Origin of the sequence: Citrobacter sp. Igbk 16 (assembly GCF_028069755.1) — a bacterium.
Lineage (GTDB): Bacteria > Pseudomonadota > Gammaproteobacteria > Enterobacterales > Enterobacteriaceae > Citrobacter.
Map to the genome: position 1 here is coordinate 19951 of NZ_JANEWJ010000022.1, position 20635 is coordinate 40585.

Annotated in this window: 19 protein-coding genes; 15 read left to right on the forward strand and 4 right to left on the reverse strand. The window is 52.8% G+C overall.

The annotated features are described in order from the left end of the window. The first annotated feature begins 131 nt into the window (after window positions 1-131). The 7 genes from pepP to NNO03_RS15155 all read left to right on the forward strand — a co-directional run bounded on the left by pepP (window position 132) and on the right by NNO03_RS15155 (window position 9754). Entirely contained in the window at window positions 132-1448 is a 1317-nt protein-coding gene (gene pepP, locus NNO03_RS15125) for a Xaa-Pro aminopeptidase (protein ID WP_271449883.1), read from the forward strand. Next, entirely contained in the window at window positions 1445-2623 is a 1179-nt protein-coding gene (gene ubiH, locus NNO03_RS15130) for a 2-octaprenyl-6-methoxyphenyl hydroxylase (protein ID WP_271449884.1), read from the forward strand. The genes pepP and ubiH overlap by 4 nt, the downstream gene beginning before the upstream one ends. A 139-nt stretch (window positions 2624-2762) precedes the next feature. Further along, window positions 2763-3965: an FAD-dependent 2-octaprenylphenol hydroxylase gene (gene ubiI / locus NNO03_RS15135; protein ID WP_271449885.1), complete on the forward strand. Its 1203-nt coding sequence runs from the start codon at window positions 2763-2765 to the stop codon at window positions 3963-3965. A gap of 452 nt (window positions 3966-4417) precedes the next feature. Beyond that, window positions 4418-5512, forward strand: a complete 1095-nt coding sequence (gcvT, locus tag NNO03_RS15140; RefSeq protein WP_271441217.1) for a glycine cleavage system aminomethyltransferase GcvT — start codon at window positions 4418-4420, stop codon at window positions 5510-5512. Window positions 5513-5537: 25 nt separating this feature from the next. Next, window positions 5538-5927: a glycine cleavage system protein GcvH gene (gene gcvH, locus NNO03_RS15145; protein WP_271441218.1), complete on the forward strand. Its 390-nt coding sequence runs from the start codon at window positions 5538-5540 to the stop codon at window positions 5925-5927. 131 nt (window positions 5928-6058) lie between these two features. Further along, window positions 6059-8932 (forward strand): aminomethyl-transferring glycine dehydrogenase, encoded by a 2874-nt coding sequence (gcvP, locus tag NNO03_RS15150; RefSeq protein WP_271441219.1) that lies wholly within the window; start codon window positions 6059-6061, stop codon window positions 8930-8932. 78 nt (window positions 8933-9010) lie between these two features. Further along, window positions 9011-9754 (forward strand): SDR family oxidoreductase, encoded by a 744-nt coding sequence (locus NNO03_RS15155; RefSeq protein WP_271449886.1) that lies wholly within the window; start codon window positions 9011-9013, stop codon window positions 9752-9754. Between the two features lie 93 nt (window positions 9755-9847). Here NNO03_RS15155 and bglA read toward each other — a convergent pair whose 3' ends face one another. Beyond that, a complete protein-coding gene (gene bglA / locus NNO03_RS15160; protein WP_271449887.1) occupies window positions 9848-11281 on the reverse strand; it encodes a 6-phospho-beta-glucosidase BglA in 1434 nt (477 codons plus the stop codon). Window positions 11282-11402: 121 nt separating this feature from the next. Further along, window positions 11403-12131: a MurR/RpiR family transcriptional regulator gene (locus NNO03_RS15165; protein WP_271449909.1), complete on the reverse strand. Its 729-nt coding sequence runs from the start codon at window positions 12129-12131 to the stop codon at window positions 11403-11405. 52 nt (window positions 12132-12183) lie between these two features. Here NNO03_RS15165 and yqfB point away from each other — a divergent pair, with 52 nt between their 5' ends. Together yqfB and NNO03_RS15175 are read left to right on the forward strand one after the other, a co-directional pair. Further along, on the forward strand, window positions 12184-12495 hold the full coding sequence (gene yqfB / locus NNO03_RS15170) for a N(4)-acetylcytidine aminohydrolase (protein WP_202037821.1): 312 nt from the start codon (window positions 12184-12186) through the stop codon (window positions 12493-12495). A gap of 163 nt (window positions 12496-12658) precedes the next feature. Continuing rightward, on the forward strand, window positions 12659-13312 hold the full coding sequence (locus NNO03_RS15175; RefSeq protein WP_271442484.1) for a hemolysin III family protein: 654 nt from the start codon (window positions 12659-12661) through the stop codon (window positions 13310-13312). Between the two features lie 140 nt (window positions 13313-13452). Here NNO03_RS15175 and ygfZ read toward each other — a convergent pair whose 3' ends face one another. Further along, window positions 13453-14436, reverse strand: coding sequence for a tRNA-modifying protein YgfZ (gene ygfZ / locus NNO03_RS15180; protein ID WP_271449888.1), 984 nt, complete (start codon window positions 14434-14436; stop codon window positions 13453-13455). A 256-nt stretch (window positions 14437-14692) separates the two neighbouring features. On the opposite strand from ygfZ, the gene sdhE reads away from it, so the two are divergent. Then, entirely contained in the window at window positions 14693-14959 is a 267-nt protein-coding gene (sdhE, locus tag NNO03_RS15185; RefSeq protein ID WP_005123351.1) for an FAD assembly factor SdhE, read from the forward strand. Further along, window positions 14940-15347: a protein YgfX gene (locus tag NNO03_RS15190; protein ID WP_271442486.1), complete on the forward strand. Its 408-nt coding sequence runs from the start codon at window positions 14940-14942 to the stop codon at window positions 15345-15347. Before sdhE ends, NNO03_RS15190 begins: the two co-directional genes overlap by 20 nt. 91 nt (window positions 15348-15438) lie before the next feature. Here the strand turns inward: NNO03_RS15190 and fldB are convergent, their stop codons facing one another. After that, window positions 15439-15960: a flavodoxin FldB gene (gene fldB / locus NNO03_RS15195; RefSeq protein WP_271442487.1), complete on the reverse strand. Its 522-nt coding sequence runs from the start codon at window positions 15958-15960 to the stop codon at window positions 15439-15441. A 113-nt stretch (window positions 15961-16073) separates the two neighbouring features. Between fldB and xerD the strand changes: the two genes are divergently transcribed. From xerD to prfB, 4 genes are all read left to right on the forward strand, one after another. After that, window positions 16074-16970 carry a site-specific tyrosine recombinase XerD gene (gene xerD, locus NNO03_RS15200; protein WP_005123354.1) on the forward strand — a complete coding sequence of 299 codons (897 nt, stop codon included), beginning with the start codon at window positions 16074-16076 and terminating at the stop codon, window positions 16968-16970. Between the two features lie 23 nt (window positions 16971-16993). Further along, window positions 16994-17707: a bifunctional protein-disulfide isomerase/oxidoreductase DsbC gene (gene dsbC, locus NNO03_RS15205; protein ID WP_101742745.1), complete on the forward strand. Its 714-nt coding sequence runs from the start codon at window positions 16994-16996 to the stop codon at window positions 17705-17707. A 5-nt stretch (window positions 17708-17712) separates the two neighbouring features. After that, window positions 17713-19446: a single-stranded-DNA-specific exonuclease RecJ gene (gene recJ / locus NNO03_RS15210; protein ID WP_271449889.1), complete on the forward strand. Its 1734-nt coding sequence runs from the start codon at window positions 17713-17715 to the stop codon at window positions 19444-19446. Between the two features lie 90 nt (window positions 19447-19536). Further along, window positions 19537-20635, forward strand: a protein-coding gene (gene prfB / locus NNO03_RS15215) for a peptide chain release factor 2 (RefSeq protein WP_096878465.1) whose coding sequence is annotated in 2 segments (ribosomal slippage) — window positions 19537-19611 and window positions 19613-20635 — 1098 coding nt in all. Because the reading frame shifts where the segments join, the coding sequence is not laid out codon by codon here.

The window sequence follows — 20635 nt, forward strand, 5'->3', positions numbered from 1 at the left end:
AAACTCGTTCAGGCTGCCGCAAGACGGCCATTGAGTGAACACCCTGGTGCTTAATTGACCAAGTGACTGGGGTGAGAGCGGGCTGCAATGATGTTGCGGCCTGAAGGAGGAAGTGTATGAGGGAGAGTGTCATGACTCAGCAAGAATACTTACGCCGCCGCCAGGCTTTGTTGGCGCAAATGCAGCCCGGCAGTGCTGCGCTAATTTTCGCTGCACCGGAAGCGACACGCAGCGCGGACAGTGAATATCCGTACCGCCAGAGCAGCGATTTCTGGTACTTCACCGGTTTTAACGAACCAGAAGCTGTGCTGGTGCTGATTAAAAGTGATGACACGCATAACCATAGCGTTTTGTTCAACCGGGTTCGCGACCTGACTGCAGAGATCTGGTTTGGCCGCCGTCTGGGCCAGGATGCAGCCCCGGCAAAACTGGGCGTTGACCGGGCGCTGGCCTTCAGCGAAATCAACCAACAGTTGCACCTGTTGCTCAATGGCCTGGACGCGGTGTATCACGCGCAGGGTGAATATGCCTGGGCCGACGAGATAGTCAGTACGGCGCTGGATAAGCTGCGTAAAGGTTCCCGGCAAAATCTGCACGCGCCTGCAGCAATTATCGACTGGCGTCCGATGGTGCATGAGATGCGCCTGTTTAAATCGGCAGAAGAGATTGCTGTTATGCGCCGGGCTGGGGAAATTACCGCCCTGGCGCATACCCGGGCGATGGAAAAATGCCGTCCGGGGATGTTTGAGTACCACCTGGAAGGGGAAATTCATCACGAATTCACCCGTCATGGTGCGCGTTACCCATCCTATAACACCATCGTTGGCAGCGGCGCAAACGGCTGTATCCTGCATTACACCGAAAACGAAAGTGAAATGCGTGATGGCGACCTGGTGCTGATTGATGCTGGATGTGAATACAAAGGCTACGCGGGCGATATCACGCGTACCTTCCCGGTTAACGGCAAATTTACACCAGCCCAGCGTGAGGTCTACGACATCGTACTGGAGTCGTTAGAAACCAGCCTGCGTCTGTATCGTCCAGGGACCTCCATTCAGGAGGTGACTGGCGAAGTGGTGCGCATCATGATTACCGGCCTGGTGAAGCTTGGTATCCTGCACGGTGAAGTCGATCAGTTGATTACCGAGAATGCGCACCGACCTTTCTTTATGCACGGTCTCAGCCACTGGCTGGGTCTGGATGTCCATGACGTCGGTGTTTATGGTCAGGACCGTTCGCGTGTCCTGGAGCCGGGAATGGTACTCACGGTTGAGCCAGGGTTGTATATCGCTCCGGATGCCGATGTCCCTCCTGCTTACCGCGGTATCGGCATTCGTATTGAAGATGACATCCTTATTACCGAAGACGGTAATGAAAATCTGACCGCCGGAGTGGTCAAGAAGGCGGATGACATTGAAGCCTTGATGGCTGCGGCGCGACTGCAATGAGCGTGATTATCGTCGGTGGCGGCATGGTCGGCGCGACGCTGGCGCTGGCCATTTCAGCGCTGAGCCATGGGACGCTGCCTGTTCATCTGATAGAAGCGAGCGAACCTGAAACCGATCGCCACCCGGGATTTGACGCCCGGGCAATTGCGCTGGCGGCAGGAACCAGCCAACAGCTGGCGCGAATTGGCGTGTGGCAGGCAATTGCTGATTGCGCAACGGCAATCAAAACGGTACACGTCAGTGACCGTGGGCATGCCGGATTCGTAACACTGGATGCACAGGAATACCATATTTCAGCGCTCGGTCAGGTGGTAGAACTGCACGATGTGGGGCTACGTCTGTTTGCGCTGCTGCGTAAAGCGCCGGGTGTCACATTGCACTGTCCCGCTCGTGTTGCCAGCGTGTCGCGCACGCAAGAACGTGTTGATGTTACACTGGAAAATGGCGAAATGATTACGGGGCATCTGCTGGTGGCTGCAGATGGCACGCGCTCTGCGTTGGCGACAGCCTGTGGGGTTGACTGGCAGCAACAGCCGTATGAACAACTGGCCGTCATTGCTAACGTCACGACTTCCGTTCCTCACGACGGACGTGCCTACGAGCGTTTCACGCCGCATGGTCCGCTGGCCATGCTGCCAATGGCGGAGGGGCGATGCTCGCTGGTGTGGTGCCATCCGCTGGAGAAGCGTGAAGAGATCATGTCCTGGTCAGATGAACAGTTTTGCCGCGAACTGCAACGCGCATTTGGCTGGCGGCTGGGGCGTATTACTCAGGCAGGTAAACGCAACGCTTACCCGCTGTCTTTAACAACCGCGCTGAAAGCGATTACCCATCGTACGGTGCTGGTGGGTAATGCGGCACAGACGCTGCATCCTATTGCCGGACAAGGTTTTAACCTTGGACTTCGTGATGCCATGAGTCTTGCCGAAACGTTGACTCAGGCCCAGGATGACGCGGAAGATGTGGGCGATTATGCGGTGCTGTCGCGTTATCAACAGCGCCGTCAGCGCGATCGCGAGGTAACGATTGGTGTCACCAACAGTCTGGTGTATCTGTTTGCCAATCGCTGGGCTCCGTTGGTCGTTGGGCGTAATGCCGGACTGATAGCAATGGAATTATTTACACCCGCGCGCGATGCGTTGGCGGAGCGGACCCTGGGTTGGGTTGCGCGATAAATATGACCTGTAGGCCGAATTAAAGAAGTAGGCCTGATAAGCGCAGCGCCATCAGGCAATGTCGCGGAATTGATGCCGGATGGCGGCTTTGCCTTATCCGGCCTACGGTTTTTGATTGTCCTATTTTCAGGAGCAAACAGTGCAAAGTGTTGATGTAGCAATTGTTGGTGGCGGCATGGTGGGACTGGCGGTTGCCTGCGGCCTGCAGGGCAGCGGATTACGCGTTGCTGTGTTAGAACAACATGTTCCACAGCCTTTGGCGGCGGATGCACCCCCTCAGCTTCGCGTGTCGGCAATTAACGCGGCCAGTGAAAAACTGCTGACGCGCCTTGGCGTATGGTCGGATATTGTTGCCCGTCGCGCTTGCTGCTACCACGGCATGGAAGTCTGGGATAAAGACAGCTTTGGACGCATTGAATTTGATGACCAGAGTATGGGTTACAGCCATTTGGGGCATATCGTTGAAAACTCGGTGATTCACTACGCACTGTGGCAAAAAGCACAGCGTTCAGCAGATATCTCGCTGATGGCACCGGCTGAGTTACAGCAGGTGGCCTGGGGAGAGAATGAGGCGTTCCTGACGCTGAAAGATGGCTCCATGCTGACCGCCCGTCTGGTGATTGGTGCTGACGGTGCAAACTCGTGGCTGCGCAACAAAGCGGATATTCCGCTGACGTTCTGGGATTACCGTCATCATGCGCTGGTGGCGACGATCCGCACGCAAGAAGCCCATGGCGCGGTTGCGCGTCAGGCGTTTCATGGCGAAGGTATCCTGGCGTTCCTGCCGCTTAGCGACCCACATTTGTGCTCTATTGTCTGGTCTCTCTCGCCGCAGGACGCTGAACGTATGCAGCAGGCAAGTACAGATGATTTCAATCAGGCTCTGAATATCGCTTTCGATAATCGTCTGGGGTTATGCCAGCTTGAAAGCGAACGCCAGACGTTTCCGCTGACGGGGCGCTATGCCCGCCAGTTTGCCGCCCATCGTATGGCCCTGGTAGGGGACGCGGCGCATACCATTCATCCGCTGGCAGGGCAGGGGGTGAACCTCGGTTTTATGGATGCAGCGGAGCTGATTGATGAACTTAAGCGCCTGCAACGTCAGGGGAAAGACATCGGTCAGTACCTCTATCTGCGCCGTTATGAGCGTAGCCGCAAGCACAGTGCTGCGCTGATGCTGGCTGGAATGCAGGGGTTCCGTGAACTGTTTGCCGGGGAAAATCCGGCGAAGAAATTACTGCGTGATATTGGTCTGAAACTGGCCGATACCCTCCCGGGCGTAAAACCACAACTCATCCGCCAGGCGATGGGGCTGAACGATCTTCCTGAGTGGCTTCGCTAGTGTCCGTAAGGACAATCTTAAGAGTTTGAAACCCGTCACACTTTCCTCTCCCGGCGTGCGCGCCGGGATGGCTCTCTCATTTGAAATAATCTAATTCCACGCCTTTTTTCGCATTAGTTTTTTTAATATTACGTTTTTTTCATAACGCCATTTTTGACATTTTTTCCACATTTAATATGGATTGATGCGGCTTAACTTCACTTATCTTCGCCTGTTGTTCTGACATAATGGCATTTAACTGGTTTTTTATGCTGTCGGCGATCTGACTATTTTTAGTCATAAGCTAATGTGATGGTTAATTTTGCCTTATGGTTTAGCGCCTGTTTCGGTGGTAAGTTCAGGACAAAGAGAACGTTTGCGTCGCAGCCCCTGGAGCGGCTGTGGTGCTGGGTTTCGTGGCGAAGATTTCACCACGAAAGAGTTGATAGCCCCGCTTATTCAACGAGGAAAAGATGGCTCAACAGACTCCTTTGTACGAACAACACACGCTATGTGGCGCGCGCATGGTTGATTTCCATGGCTGGATGATGCCACTGCATTACGGTTCTCAGCTCGATGAGCACCATGCTGTCCGCACCGATGCCGGTATGTTTGATGTGTCGCACATGACCATCGTCGACCTGCGCGGCAGCCGCACCCGGGAGTTCTTGCGCTATCTGCTGGCAAACGACGTCGCGAAGCTAACGAAGACAGGTAAAGCCCTTTACTCCGGTATGCTCAATGCTTCGGGCGGCGTGATAGATGACCTGATTGTCTACTACTTCACTGAAGATTTCTTCCGCCTCGTTGTAAACTCCGCCACCCGCGAAAAAGACCTCTCCTGGATTACCCAACACGCTGAACCTTACGCCATCGACATCACTGTTCGTGATGACCTGTCGCTGATCGCGGTGCAGGGACCAAACGCGCAGGCAAAAGCTGCCACGTTGTTTACTGACGAACAACGCCATGCTGTTGAAGGTATGAAACCGTTCTTCGGCGTGCAGGCGGGTGATTTGTTTATCGCGACCACGGGTTATACCGGTGAAGCGGGATATGAAATTGCCATGCCGAATGAAAAGGCTGCGGATTTCTGGCGTGCGCTGGTCGAAGCCGGTGTTCAGCCTTGCGGTCTGGGCGCGCGTGATACGCTTCGTTTAGAAGCCGGTATGAACCTGTATGGTCAGGAGATGGATGAGGGTATCTCCCCGCTGGCAGCCAATATGGGCTGGACTATCGCGTGGGAACCGACCGATCGCGACTTTATTGGTCGTGAAGCGCTGGAAATGCAGCGCGAAAAAGGCCACGAGCAACTGGTCGGCCTGGTCATGACGGAGAAAGGTGTGCTGCGCAATGAACTGCCAGTGCGTTTTACTGATGCGTCGGGCAACCAGCATGAAGGCATCATCACCAGCGGAACCTTCTCCCCAACGTTGGGCTACAGCATCGCGCTGGCACGCGTTCCGGCAGGTATCGGCGAAACGGCGATTGTGCAAATTCGTAACCGCGAAATGCCAGTTAAAGTCACTAAACCTATTTTTGTGCGTAACGGCAAAGCCGTCGCGTAATTCATCCTTTTTTGGAGATTGATTGATGAGCAACGTACCTGCAGAACTGAAATACAGCAAAGAACACGAATGGTTGCGCAAAGAAGCTGACGGTTCTTACACCGTTGGTATCACCGAACACGCTCAGGAGCTGTTGGGCGACATGGTTTTCGTTGATCTGCCTGACGTTGGCACGACCGTAAGCGCGGGTGATGACTGCGCCGTTGCGGAATCCGTAAAAGCGGCATCTGATATTTATGCGCCAGTCGGCGGTGAGATTGTTGCGGTTAATGATGCACTCAGCGATTCTCCGGAGCTGGTTAACAGCGAGCCGTATACCGGCGGCTGGATCTTCAAAATCAAAGCCAGCGATGAAAGTGAGATTGAATCACTGCTGGATGCGACCGCATATGAAGCTTTGTTAGAAGACGAGTAAATACGCTTTTGCCGGATGGCGCTGCGCTTATCCGGCCTACAAAGCATGCGTAGGCCCGGTAAGCGCTAGCGCCACCGGGCACGTAGACAGAGACAATCACGATTCACTGCACGTTTCAGGAACCATCGCCCATGACACAGACGTTAAGCCAGCTTGAAAACAGCGGCGCTTTCATTGAACGCCACATCGGACCGGACGCCGCGCAGCAGCAAGAGATGCTGAATGCGGTAGGCGCCGAGTCGTTAAACGCGCTGATCGGCCAGATTGTGCCGAAAGACATTCAGCTCGCAACCCCGCCGCAGGTAGGCGAGGCGGCGACCGAATACGCTGCGCTGGCTGAATTAAAAGCCATCGCCGGGCGTAACAAGCGCTTCACGTCCTACATTGGCATGGGCTACACCGCCGTGCAGTTGCCGCCGGTTATCCTGCGCAACATGCTGGAAAACCCGGGCTGGTACACCGCGTACACGCCGTATCAGCCAGAAGTTTCTCAGGGCCGTCTGGAAGCGCTGCTGAACTTCCAGCAGGTGACGCTGGACCTGACGGGGCTGGACATGGCATCCGCATCTCTGCTGGATGAAGCCACCGCTGCAGCTGAAGCTATGGCGATGGCAAAACGCATCAGTAAGCTGAAAAACGCCAACCGTTTCTTTGTCGCTGCTGATGTTCATCCGCAAACCCTGGATGTCGTGCGTACCCGTGCACAAACCTTCGGTTTTGACGTTATCGTCGATGATGCGGAAAAAGCACTGGATCACCAGGATGTGTTCGGCGTGCTGTTACAGCAGGTTGGTACTACCGGTGAAGTGCACGACTACAGCAAACTGATTGCTGAGTTGAAATCCCGTAAGGTCGTGGTCAGCGTTGCTGCCGATTTTATGGCGCTGGTTCTGCTGACCGCCCCGGGTAAACAGGGCGCAGACATTGTGTTCGGCTCTGCACAGCGTTTCGGCGTACCGATGGGATACGGTGGTCCGCACGCAGCGTTCTTTGCTGCTAAAGACGAATTCAAACGCTCCATGCCAGGCCGTATTATCGGCGTATCGAAAGATGCGGCGGGCAATACCGCACTGCGTATGGCGATGCAGACTCGTGAGCAGCATATCCGTCGCGAGAAAGCGAACTCCAACATTTGTACCTCGCAGGTCCTGCTGGCCAACATCGCCAGCCTGTATGCTGTTTATCATGGTCCGGTAGGCCTGAAACGTATTGCTAACCGCATCCACCGCCTGGCCGATATTCTGGCGGCGGGTCTGCAACAGAAAGGGCTGAAGCTGCGACATGCGCATTACTTCGACACCTTGTGTGTAGAAGTGGCCGATAAAGCGGCGGTACTGGCGCGTGCTGAGGCGGCTGAAATCAACCTGCGCAGCGATATTCATAACGCAGTAGGTATCACGCTCGATGAAACCACCACCCGTGAAAACGTGGTGCAGCTGTTCAATGTTCTGCTGGGCGACAGCCACGGCCTGAACATCGACGCGCTGGATAAAGATGTAGCGCTCGACAGCCGTTCTATTCAGGACAGCATGCTGCGTGATGACGCAATCCTCAGCCATCCGGTATTTAATCGCTACCATAGCGAAACTGAAATGATGCGCTACATGCACTCGCTGGAGCGTAAAGATCTGGCGCTGAACCAGGCGATGATCCCGCTGGGCTCCTGCACCATGAAGCTTAATGCGGCAGCTGAGATGATTCCAATCACCTGGCCGGAATTTGCCGAACTGCACCCGTTCTGCCCGCCAGAACAGGCAGAAGGTTATCACCAGATGATCGGCCAGCTTTCCGAGTGGCTGGTAAAACTGACCGGTTATGACGCTGTCTGCATGCAGCCGAACTCCGGTGCACAGGGCGAATATGCTGGCCTGCTGGCAATTCGTCATTATCACGAAAGCCGTAATGAAGGTCATCGTGATATCTGCCTGATCCCGGCTTCTGCGCATGGTACCAACCCGGCCTCTGCTCAAATGGCAGGTATGCAGGTCGTCGTTGTTGCGTGTGATAAGAACGGTAACATCGATCTTGGCGATCTGCGCGAAAAAGCGGCACAGGCGGGTGAAAACCTCTCTTGCATCATGGTCACCTATCCGTCTACGCACGGCGTATATGAAGAAACCATCCGTGAAGTATGTGAAATTGTGCATCAGTTTGGCGGTCAGGTTTACCTTGATGGTGCGAACATGAACGCCCAGGTTGGTATCACTTCGCCAGGCTTTATCGGCGCAGATGTATCGCACCTCAACTTGCATAAAACGTTCTGCATTCCGCACGGCGGCGGCGGCCCAGGTATGGGACCAATTGGCGTTAAATCGCATCTGGCACCGTTCGTGCCGGGCCACAGTGTGGTACAGATTGAAGGGATGCTCACCCGTCAGGGCGCAGTTTCTGCGGCCCCGTTCGGTAGTGCATCTATTCTGCCAATCAGTTGGATGTACATCCGCATGATGGGGGCAGAAGGCCTGAAGCAGGCAAGCCAGGTGGCTATTCTAAATGCCAACTACATTGCCAGCCGTCTGAAGGATGCATATCCGGTGCTGTATACCGGTCGTGATGGCCGTGTGGCTCATGAATGTATTCTCGATATTCGCCCACTGAAAGAAGAGACCGGTATCAGCGAACTGGATATTGCCAAGCGTCTGATCGATTATGGTTTCCATGCGCCGACCATGTCATTCCCGGTTGCGGGTACGCTGATGGTCGAACCAACGGAATCCGAAAGCAAAGTAGAATTGGATCGCTTTATCAATGCGATGCTGGCTATCCGCGCTGAGATCGAGCGCGTGAAAGTCGGTGAGTGGCCGCTGGAAGATAACCCGCTGGTTAACTCTCCGCATACCCAGAATGAACTGGTGTCTGAGTGGACTCACGGTTATAGCCGCGAAATCGCTGTCTTCCCGGCGGGTGTCGCGAACAAATACTGGCCGACCGTGAAGCGTCTCGATGATGTTTACGGTGACCGTAACCTGTTCTGCTCTTGCGTACCGATGAGTGAATATCAGTAACTTTTTCGCGTAGTAAAGCCGTTTCCTGGCCGGGTAAGGCGAAGCCGCCTCCCGGCCTTTTCATATCTGGAGGAAAGCATGGGAATCGCACTGGTTACTGGCGGCAGTCGTGGTATTGGACGGGCAACAGCGTTGCAGTTGGCAGAAGAGGGCTACACGGTTGCGGTTAACTTTCATCATAATATTCGCGCAGCAACGGAGGTGGTCAATCGCATCATCGCTGCTGGAGGGCGCGCGTTTATTCTGCGTGCGGATATCAGTGATGAGAGCCAGGTGGTGGCGATGTTCGATGCTATTGACCGCGAAGGCGAACCATTGGCTGCACTGGTCAATAATGCTGGGATCTTGTTTGAGCAGAGCACGGTGGAGAACCTAACGGCTGAGCGAATCAATCGTGTCCTGGCAACCAATGTGACTGGCTATTTTCTGTGTTGTCGGGAAGCGGTAAAACGGATGTCGTTAAAACACGGTGGTCAGGGTGGGGCGATTGTGAATGTTTCTTCAGCAGCATCAAGACTTGGTGCGCCTTTCGAATATGTTGATTATGCCGCATCGAAAGGCGCTGTGGATTCGTTAACGACCGGACTGGCGCTGGAAGTGGCGGCACAGGGGATTCGTGTAAACTGCGTACGACCGGGCCTGATCTACACTGAGATGCATGCGTCAGGTGGAGAGCCAGGAAGGGTTGATCGCGTGAAACCCATTTTGCCGATGCAGCGAGGCGGACAGCCGGAAGAGGTCGCGCAGGCGATAGTTTGGTTGTTGAGCGAAAAGGCCTCTTACGTGACGGGCAGTTTTCTGGAGCTGGCGGGCGGGAAGTAGGCATTTAATTGCCGGATGGCGCTGCGCTTATCCGGCCTACGGGAGCATAACCTGTAGGCCGGATAAGATGTTTACGCCGCCATCCGGCAAAAATCAACGTTTCTCGCCGTTGCTGGCAATCACTTCTTTGTACCAGTTAAAACTTTTCTTGCGCGAACGCGACATATCGCCGGTGCCATCGTCGTGTTTATTCACATAGATAAAGCCATATCGTTTGCTGTACTGGCCGGTGGTGAATGATACGCAGTCGATGCAGCCCCACGGTGTGTAGCCCATCAGATCCACGCCATCATACGTTACTGCTTTCATCATCTCTTCGACATGAGCACGCAGATAGTCGATACGATAGTCATCGTTGATGCTACCGTCTTCTTCTACTTTATCGTAGGCGCCAAAACCGTTTTCGACGATAAACAGCGGTTTCTGATAACGCTCGTACAGTTCGCATAATGCATAGCGCAGCCCAACTGGATCTACCTGCCAGCCCCAGTCGGAGGCCTTTACGTGTGGGTTTGGCACACTGCCTTCAAAACCCGAGATTGCATCGCCGCTACCACCTTCTGCTTTTACTGCGTTAGTCATGTAATAGCTAAAGCCGAGATAATCGCAGGTCCCTTCACGCAGGATTTGCTCATCTCCTGCTTCCATTCGGATGTTGAATTCGCGGCGTTCCCACTCGTTCAGTACATATGATGGATAGTAGCCGCGCAGTTGAACGTCGGTGAAAACATAGCGCTCACGCATAGATTCCTGCGCGAACATGACATCCTCAGGCTTACAGGAGAACGGATACAGCGGTACCATCGCCAGCATGCAACCGACTTTCATTTCAGGGTTGATGCGGCGTGCGGCTTTCACTGCCAGAGCGCTGGCCACGAACTGGTGATGCAGCACCTGGTACATGGTTTCTTCTGGATTTTCATGTTCGGTATACACCACGCCGGAGCAGCAATAGCCAAACAGTGGTGCGCGCCAGTTACGCTGGTTGTTGATCTCGTTAAAGGTCATCCAGTATTTGACCTTGTGCTTGTAGCGCTCAAAGACAACTTCAGCAAAACGAACAAAGAAATCGACGACGTTGCGATTGGTCCAGCTTCCGTACTGTTGAACCAGATGCAGCGGCATTTCGAAGTGGGAAAGTGTGATAACCGGCTCGATGTTGTATTTGAGCAATTCATCGAACATATCATCGTAGAACTTCAGACCTTCTTCGTTCGGTTGTGATTCGTCACCTTGCGGGAAGATACGAGTCCATGCGATAGAGGTACGGAAGCACTTGAAACCCATTTCAGCAAACAGCTTGATGTCTTCTTTGTAATGACTGTAAAAATCGACAGCTTCATGGTTGGGATAGTACTTGCCGGGCACAATGTCTTGAGTGATCTCACGGGGAACACCATGTGCGCCTCCGGTCAGTACGTCGCAAATACTGGGACCTTTGCCACCTTTGTTCCAGCCGCCTTCAACCTGATGCGCCGCTACTGCGCCGCCCCATAAAAAATCTTTTGGTAAGGTAAGTTTTTTCATCTGCGCTCAGTCTCAAATTAATACAATCTGATTTTGAGTCTAACAAAGGAAAGATAAATGTCACGATATAACAAAATAGCGGAAATGTGATTTGTTACATCAAAAAAACATATTGTTTTTTTTACGCTAATCTTTTCGCCAGCTTGCGGCCGAGTGATTCCAGAATATAAATAACAGGAATTTGCGTGGTAATATCATAGACCCCCGCAATGCGGGTTTGCGGTACGTGCCAGGAGAGGTTAAAGTCGGCGAGTTTCGCCAGTCGTGAGTGCTCATGGCAGGTAATCGACAGGACTTTACAGTTATGTAGGCTGAACTGGCTGGCGAAACGCAGGATTTCCTCTGTTTCGCCAGAGACGGACAGGACAATCGCCAGCGCGTTTCTGGCCATATCATTGGTTACCGGAAAATAAGGATCGTCGATATGGTTACTGAATTTACCCACATTGGAGAAAAAACGTGCGCCATATTTTGCAAGCGCCCCTGATGTTCCCGCACCGACGAATATGATACGCTCGGAAGATAATATAATATCAACAGCCTGTTCGAGCAGTTTATCAAACTCGTCATTGTTTACGCCTTTAAAAAAGCTAATTATCTCGCTGGCGCCAAAATTAGCCTGTTGCGGTTCATTCTGCTCTAAATATAATTTAAAGCGTACGCGAAATTCTGAGTAGCCCTCACATTTAAGCTTGCGGCAAAAGCGCAACACGGTAGTTGTGGATACGCCCACGGCATCGGCCAGTTCGCGAATGGTCATGTACATGACTTTGTCACGGTTTTTGATGACATAGTTATAGACCAGCATCTCAAGATTGTTGAGACTGGCGATGGCAGCGTGGGAGAACATACTCACAATGGCAAAACTCACTCATCAGACTTCATCTACAGGGAATAATAACATGCAGCCAAATGACATCACTTTTTTTCAACGCTTCCAGGATGACATTCTGGCCGGACGTAAGACCATCACCATTCGTGATGAGTCTGAATCACACTTCAAAGCCGGCGATATTCTGCGCGTTGGGCGCTTCGAGGATGATGGTTACTTCTGCACGATTGAAGTTGTCGGCACTTCAACCGTTACACTGGATACGCTAACGGAAAAACATGCCCAGCAGGAAAACATGACGCTTGAAGAACTTAAACAGGTGATTGCCGAGATTTACCCGGATCAAACGCAATTTTATGTGATTGATTTTAAATGTCTTTAACTTGACTGGTACAGTTGTTAGCTGAAATATAAAATATAATTGTATGATTTTTATTGATTATTTATTATTTGATAAATATTTTAGCTAACAGGTGTTCACTGGAACCATTCTCAGTTACGCTAGAGACGCAATCACGAAAGTGTTCGTTTTACCGGAGTAACGTATGGTTCAGAAGCCATTAATCGCGCAGGGATATTCGCTGGCTGAGGAAATAGCCAATAGCATCAGTCACGGTATCGGGCTGGTGTTTGGGATTGTCGGACTGGTGCTGTTGCTGGTTCAGGCAGTGGATACCAATGCCAGTGCTATGGCGATTACCAGCTATAGCCTGTATGGCGGCAGCATGATCCTGCTATTCCTTGCTTCAACCTTGTATCACGCCATCCCTCATCAGAAAGCGAAAATCTGGCTGAAAAAATTCGACCACTGCGCTATTTATCTGCTGATTGCCGGGACTTACACGCCGTTTCTGTTGGTGGGACTGGATTCGCCACTGGCGCGTGGATTGATGATCGTTATCTGGAGTCTGGCGCTGCTTGGTATTTTATTCAAACTGACTATTGCTCACCGCTTTAAGGTTTTGTCGCTGGTGACCTATCTGACGATGGGGTGGTTATCGTTGATTGTGGTGTATCAACTGGCGATTAAACTGGCCGCAGGCGGTGTGACGTTATTGGCAGTGGGGGGCGTTGTGTATTCGCTGGGCGTGATTTTCTACGTCTGCAAACGTATTCCTTACAACCATGCTATCTGGCATGGGTTTGTGCTGGGTGGCAGTGTTTGTCACTTTCTGGCGATTTATTTGTATGTTGGGTAACACGCATAGATCCAGTGCAACCCCAGGGGCGGCGTAAACGCCTCGCCCTGGATATGTTTTGTAGGCCGGATAAGGCAACGCCGCCATCCGGCGGCATGCCCTGAATTGCCTGATGGCGCTGCGCTTATCAGGCCTACTAATTACTCTTCGTTTAACGAATACGGCAGCGGCACAATATGCAGCGTTTTCGCATCATTACGCACGCGGAACACGCTGTCTGCTTCCATATCGTTATTCATCACGACCTGTACTAACACCTGACCATCGGCCAGTTGCACGGCAGCAAGAACGGTACCGGTACGACGCCAGTTCTCACCCATTTTTAGCTCCAGATCTTCACCCGCTTCTGGTACCCGGCTGGCAGTACCCGCCAGGGTCCACATTGCGCGCTTATTGGCGCCGCGGAATTTTGCGCGGGCAACCATTTCCTGGCCGGTGTAACAGCCTTTTTTGAAGCTAATACCACCCAGAGCCTGAAGGTTAGTGGCCTGTGGAATAAACTGACCGCTGTTGGCGGTGTCGATCACCGGGATACCCGCTTCGATATCCAGCGCCAGCCATTGCTGGCTGTTATTCAATTCTGCTTCGCCGCGCAGTTTCTCTGCAATCATCTCAGCGGTTGCGACATCAACGATCAGCAGGAAGCGTTCAGACGGATGCTCGAACCACAGCAGGGTGGAAGCGCCGTGGGTAACGACCTGCTTATCGCTGGTTGGCAGTTCGCTAAAGAGATTGGCCAGCGCTGCACGCGCCTGGAAGCCCGCTACACCCAGCAGGACGCGCTCATCATCCGGGGCAATCACGACCTTCGAGAAGACGGCGTATTTTTTCAGTTCGGTTAATTGGGCATCACGCAGGCTACGGCGTTCAAGCCAGGCAAAGCCATCAGCCTGACGGAAGAGACGCAGGTTGCTCCACATTTTGCCTTTGGCGTCGCAGTGAGCTGCCAGCAGGTGTTGCTGTTCGGTCATCTGGCTGACATCTGCGGTGACCTGACCCTGGATGTATTTTTCACTGTCGACACCGGTAATGGTGGCGAGAGCCCAATCGTCGAGCGTCATTAGCGTCAGAGGCAAACGTGCCGACGCAAACGGCTGGCGAGGAGGAAACGATGTAAAAGCCATAATAATGTCCTGATTTGCTTAACGCGGTAATAATGACTAATGGTAAAAGAGCTATGGGCTATTGCAAGCGGTTTAAACATCCTGTTTGTGCCTTATATTAAGCTTTGCGAGGAGACATCCAAAAAAAGTGAACCCTTTGACTTAATGTGGTTTTATTTAGCGATCGCGCTTCCGTTTACTGATATTCCCGTAAAAGAGCGTGAAAAACACGTTACAATAGCCGGATACTTCGTTTTCGCGAGACAGGGAAAAGAACATGGATATTAACAACAAAGCACGTATTCATTGGGCATGCCGCCGCGGTATGCGTGAACTGGACATCTCTATCATGCCGTTTTTCGAACATGAGTATGACAACTTAAGTGACGAAGAAAAACGCATCTTTATCCGTCTGCTGGAATGCGATGATCCAGACTTATTTAACTGGTTGATGAATCATGGGAAACCGGCTGATGAGCAGCTGGAGCAGATGGTGCGACTCATCCAGACACGGAATCGGGAACGTGGTCCAGTGGCAATCTGATTTACGCGTTTCATGGCGCGCACAGTGGCTCTCTCTGCTCATTCATGGGCTGGTTGCGGTATTCATTTTATTGATGCCCTGGCCTTTGAGTTACACCCCATTATGGCTGGTGCTGCTCTCTCTGGTGGTGTTTGATAGCGTACGCAGTCAGCGTCGCATTAACGCTTGTCAGGGAGAGATTAGACTGTTAATGGACGGTCGCCTGCGCTGGCAGGGGCAGGAGTGGTCTATCGTTTGTGCACCCTGGATGATTAAAACGGGCATGATGCTGCGTTTGCGTTCAGATGCAGGAAAACGTCAGCATTTGTGGCTGGCAGCGGACAGCATGGATGACACAGAGTGGCGGGATTTGCGGCGGTTAATGCTGCAACAGGCGAAGCAGGGTTAACGCCGGCGAATGACCGATGGCGAGCAGCTATAGTTTAGTGCGCTATGTAGGCCGGAGAAGGCATTCACGCCGTCATCCGGCAACACGGTTTTCAGGACCAGTGTTCGGCCATTTCACCGAGAATTTGCTCACACCAGGTCTGGATACGTTCATCGCTGAGGTCGTATTGGTTAGTTTCATCCAGAGCTAAACCGACAAACAGCTGCCCATCGGCAATCACGGGTTTATCGCTGGTGAATTCATAACCTTCTGTTGGCCAGTAACCGACAAACTTAACACCTTTGGTGACCAGTTTATCATGCAGCATACCCAGAGCATCAAGGAACCACTCACCGTACCCCAGTTGATCACCCATGCCGTAAAGCGCGACAATCTTGCCTTCCAGGTTGAGGTTGTCCAGTTGCTCCCAGACCGCTTCCCAGTCTTCCTGAATTTCACCGAAATCCCAGGTTGGAATACCCAAAATGAGCACGTCATACTGCTCCATTAGGGCGGGGGAATCATCCTTGAGATTGTGCAGTGTCACCAGTTCGGGACCAAGGATATCGCGGATTTTTTCTGCTGCCATTTCGGTGTAGCACGTGCTGGAACCGTAAAAAAGACCCATGTTCATGACGTAAACATCTCAATTCTGCTGTAGCGTTGCGGCTAGTGTAACAGAATCGCCGCAATCTCGGCACAATGAGGCATAATGCATCAAAAATGAGAGTGAATTAAGGGGCGCGAGTGGAACAAGATCTGGCACGCATCGAGCAATTTCTTGATGCCCTGTGGCTGGAGCGAAATCTGGCGGAGAACACGTTAAGTGCGTATCGTCGCGATCTGACAATGCTTGTTGAATGGTTGCACCATCGTGGCATTTCACTGGCGACCGCGCAGAGCGATGATTTGCAGGCATTGCTGGCTGAGCGAATGGATGGCGGGTATAAAGCCACCAGTTCAGCACGTTTGCTCAGTGCCATGCGGCGTTTTTTTCAGCATCTTTATGGCGAAAAATTTCGCGAAGACGATCCAAGCGCCTCGCTTGCTTCACCTAAACTTCCGCAGCGTTTGCCAAAAGATCTTAGCGAAGCGCAGGTAGAACGGCTGCTGCAGGCCCCGCTTATCGACCAACCGCTTGAGCTACGCGACAAAGCGATGCTGGAGGTTTTGTACGCCACGGGGTTGCGCGTATCAGAGTTGGTGGGGCTGACGATGAGCGATATTAGTCTGCGCCAGGGCGTTGTGCGGGTGATTGGTAAAGGTAACAAAGAGCGGCTTGTGCCGCTGGGCGAAGAAGCCGTGTACTGGCTGGAAACATACCTGGAACACGGTCGTCCGTGGTTGCTCAACGGCGTATCGATTGACGTACTGTTTCCCAGCCAGCGTGCGCAGCAGATGACCCGTCAGACTTTCTGGCATCGTATTAAACACTATGCTGTGTTAGCAGGGATCGACAGCGAGAAACTGTCGCCGCACGTATTGCGGCACGCTTTTGCCACGCATCTGCTCAATCACGGCGCTGACCTGCGCGTGGTGCAGATGCTGCTGGGGCATAGCGATCTCTCGACTACACAGATTTATACACATGTCGCAACGGAGCGCTTGCGTCAACTACATCAACAGCATCACCCACGAGCGTGAGTGCTGACAGTAAAGGATAGGTTATGAAGAAACGTTTTATGATGCTCACCCTGCTGGCTACTGCGTTTTCAGGCATGGTGCATGCAGACGATGCGGCTATTCGCCAGTCATTAGCGAAGCTGGGCGTGCAGAGCACCGAAATTCAACCTGCTCCGGTTGCGGGCATGAAAACCGTACTGACCAATAGCGGTGTGCTGTACGTTACTGAAGACGGCAAGCATATTATTCAGGGGCCGATGTATGACGTAAGTGGCGCAAGCCCGGTGAATGTCACTAACCAACTGCTGATGAAGCATCTGAATGCGCTGGAAAAAGAGATGATCGTCTACAAGGCGCCGCAGGAAAAACACGTCATCACCGTTTTCACCGACATCACTTGTGGCTACTGCCACAAGTTGCATGAAGAAATGAAAGACTACAACGCGCTGGGCATCACAGTCCGTTATCTGGCCTTCCCTCGACAGGGGCTGGAAAGCCAGGCCGAGCAGGACATGAAGTCAATCTGGTGTGCAAAAGACAAAAACAAAGCCTTTGACGATGCGATGGCGGGTAAGGGCGTGAAAGCGGCGACCTGTGATGTGGATATCGCGAATCATTACGCGCTGGGCGTGCAGTTTGGCGTCAGTGGCACACCGGCGATTGTCCTGAGCAACGGCTATGTTGTTCCGGGCTATCAGGGGCCGAAAGAGATGAAAGAATTCCTCGACGCACACGAAAAACAGACCAGCGGTAAATAATTCGCGTGAAACAACAGATACAACTCCGTCGGCGTGAGGCCGACGAGACTGCTGAACTGCCTGCGGATTTACCTCCCTTGTTGCGTCGTTTGTACGCCAGTCGTGGCGTGCGTAGTGCGCAGGAGCTTGAACGTAGCGTGAAAGGGATGTTGCCGTGGCAGCATTTGAACGGCGTCGAAAAAGCGGTTGAGATCCTCTATAACGCCTTTCGCGAAGGAACCCGCATCATTGTGGTGGGGGATTTCGATGCCGATGGTGCGACCAGCACGGCACTGAGCATCCTGGCGATGCGTGCGTTGGGCTGTAGTAATGTTGACTACCTGGTGCCCAACCGTTTTGAAGACGGATATGGCTTAAGCCCGGAAGTCGTGGATCAGGCGCATGCCCGGGGCGCTCAACTGATCGTTACTGTGGATAACGGCATCTCTTCTCATGCGGGGATTGAGCATGCCAGAACGCTGAATATTCCGGTGGTGGTGACGGATCACCACCTACCCGGTGATACGCTGCCGGGCGCGGAAGCAATCATCAATCCTAACCTGCACGACTGTGAATTTCCGTCGAAATCGCTGGCAGGCGTGGGGGTAGCCTTCTACCTGATGTTGGCGCTGCGCACCTTCCTGCGTGACAAAGGCTGGTTTGATGAACGTGGTATCGCACCGCCTAATCTGGCCGATTTGCTTGATCTGGTTGCTTTGGGCACAGTAGCGGACGTGGTGCCGCTGGATGCCAATAACCGTATCCTGACGTGGCAAGGTTTAAGCCGAATTCGTGCGGGAAAGTGCCGCCCTGGCATTAAGGCGCTACTGGAGATTTCCAATCGCGACCCGCTTAAACTGGCCGCCAGTGATTTAGGTTTTGCGCTTGGCCCTCGGCTGAACGCGGCAGGTCGTCTGGATGATATGTCCGTCGGCGTTGCGCTGTTGCTGTGCGATAACATTGGTGAGGCGCGTATGCTGGCCAATGAACTGGATGCACTCAACCAGACGCGAAAAGAGATTGAACAGGGGATGCAGGCAGAAGCTCTGACCCTGTGTGAAAAACTGGAGCGCAGTAGTGACACTCTCCCGGGGGGCCTGGCGATGTATCATCCCGAATGGCACCAGGGGGTGGTCGGCATTCTGGCATCGCGTATTAAAGAGCGTTTCCATCGTCCGGTAATCGCTTTTGCTCCTGCGGGGGATGGCACCTTAAAAGGTTCCGGACGTTCGATCCAGGGACTGCATATGCGTGATGTGCTGGAGCGTCTGGATACACTTTATCCCGGCATGATCATCAAGTTTGGTGGACATGCGATGGCAGCAGGCCTGTCGCTGGAAGAAGCGCAGTTCGAGCATTTCCAGCAGCGTTTTGGCGAGCTGGTAACAGAATGGCTAGACCCTGCTTTATTACAGGGTGAGGTAGTCTCTGATGGTCCGCTGAGTGCGGCAGAGATGACCATGGAAGTCGCGCAAATGCTGCGTGATGCCGGTCCGTGGGGGCAAATGTTCCCGGAGCCGCTGTTTGATGGACATTTTCGCCTGCTCCAGCAACGCCTGGTTGGTGAGCGTCACCTGAAAGTGATGGTGGAACCGGTTGGCGGCGGGCCGCTGCTGGACGGTATTGCGTTTAACGTCGACACCCGTTGCTGGCCGGATAACGGTGTTCGCGAAGTTCAGCTTGCCTACAAACTGGATATTAATGAGTTTCGCGGCAACCGCTCATTGCAAATTATTATCGATAATATCTGGCCACTTTAGCGTCACTATATCTATAAAAAAGAGCGTGAATTGGTTACAATCCCGCTCTTATAACCGCATTTTGACTCGTTCAATAAAAGAAATCAGACCATGTTTGAAATTAATCCGGTAAATAACCGCATTCAGGACCTCACGGAACGCTCTGACGTTCTTAGGGGGTATCTTTGACTATGATGCTAAGAAAGAGCGTCTGGAAGAAGTAAACGCCGAGCTGGAACAGCCTGACGTCTGGAACGAACCCGAACGCGCACAGGCGCTGGGTAAAGAACGTTCTTCCCTTGAGGCCATTGTCGACACGCTCGACCAGATGAGCCAGGGCCTGGAAGATGTCTCCGGCCTGCTGGAACTGGCTGTAGAAGCCGACGACGAAGAAACCTTTAACGAAGCCGTAGCAGAACTCGATACGCTGGAAGATAAACTGGCACAGCTGGAATTCCGTCGTATGTTCTCCGGTGAATATGACAGCGCAGATTGCTATCTTGATATTCAGGCCGGCTCCGGCGGTACCGAAGCGCAGGATTGGGCCAGCATGCTGATGCGTATGTATCTGCGTTGGGCTGAAGCTCGCGGCTTTAAGACGGAAATTATTGAAGAGTCTGAAGGCGAAGTGGCGGGTATTAAATCCGTGACCATCAGAATCGCTGGAGAATATGCTTACGGTTGGCTGCGCACGGAAACCGGTGTACATCGTCTGGTACGTAAGAGCCCGTTCGATTCCGGTGGCCGTCGCCATACGTCGTTTAGTTCTGCGTTTGTTTATCCGGAAGTTGACGATGATATTGATATCGATATCAACCCGGCAGACCTGCGTATCGACGTTTACCGCGCCTCGGGGGCGGGCGGTCAGCACGTTAACCGTACGGAATCTGCGGTGCGTATCACTCACATCCCGACCGGGATTGTAACGCAGTGCCAGAACGACCGTTCCCAGCACAAGAACAAAGACCAGGCCATGAAGCAGATGAAAGCAAAGCTTTATGAACTGGAAATGCAGAAGAAGAATGCCGAGAAACAGGCGATGGAAGACACCAAGTCCGACATCGGCTGGGGTAGCCAGATTCGTTCTTATGTCCTTGATGACTCCCGCATTAAAGATCTGCGTACCGGGGTTGAAACCCGCAACACGCAGGCAGTGCTGGATGGCAGCCTGGATCAATTTATCGAAGCAAGTTTGAAAGCAGGGTTATGA

Bases quoted from the DNA above. Each gene is read 5' to 3' on its own strand.
- NNO03_RS15155 (WP_271449886.1), top strand. From the start codon at position 9,011: ATGGGAATCGCACTGGTTACTGGCGGCAGTCGTGGTATTGGACGGGCA.
- ubiH (WP_271449884.1), top strand. From the start codon at position 1,445: ATGAGCGTGATTATCGTCGGTGGCGGCATGGTCGGCGCGACGCTGGCG.
- bglA (WP_271449887.1), bottom strand. From the start codon at position 11,281: ATGAAAAAACTTACCTTACCAAAAGATTTTTTATGGGGCGGCGCAGTA.
- gcvT (WP_271441217.1), top strand. From the start codon at position 4,418: ATGGCTCAACAGACTCCTTTGTACGAACAACACACGCTATGTGGCGCG.
- dsbC (WP_101742745.1), top strand. From the start codon at position 16,994: ATGAAGAAACGTTTTATGATGCTCACCCTGCTGGCTACTGCGTTTTCA.
- NNO03_RS15165 (WP_271449909.1), bottom strand. From the start codon at position 12,131: ATGTTCTCCCACGCTGCCATCGCCAGTCTCAACAATCTTGAGATGCTG.
- gcvP (WP_271441219.1), top strand. From the start codon at position 6,059: ATGACACAGACGTTAAGCCAGCTTGAAAACAGCGGCGCTTTCATTGAA.
- NNO03_RS15175 (WP_271442484.1), top strand. From the start codon at position 12,659: ATGGTTCAGAAGCCATTAATCGCGCAGGGATATTCGCTGGCTGAGGAA.
- fldB (WP_271442487.1), bottom strand. From the start codon at position 15,960: ATGAACATGGGTCTTTTTTACGGTTCCAGCACGTGCTACACCGAAATG.
- ygfZ (WP_271449888.1), bottom strand. From the start codon at position 14,436: ATGGCTTTTACATCGTTTCCTCCTCGCCAGCCGTTTGCGTCGGCACGT.
- gcvH (WP_271441218.1), top strand. From the start codon at position 5,538: ATGAGCAACGTACCTGCAGAACTGAAATACAGCAAAGAACACGAATGG.
- sdhE (WP_005123351.1), top strand. From the start codon at position 14,693: ATGGATATTAACAACAAAGCACGTATTCATTGGGCATGCCGCCGCGGT.
- yqfB (WP_202037821.1), top strand. From the start codon at position 12,184: ATGCAGCCAAATGACATCACTTTTTTTCAACGCTTCCAGGATGACATT.
- pepP (WP_271449883.1), top strand. From the start codon at position 132: ATGACTCAGCAAGAATACTTACGCCGCCGCCAGGCTTTGTTGGCGCAA.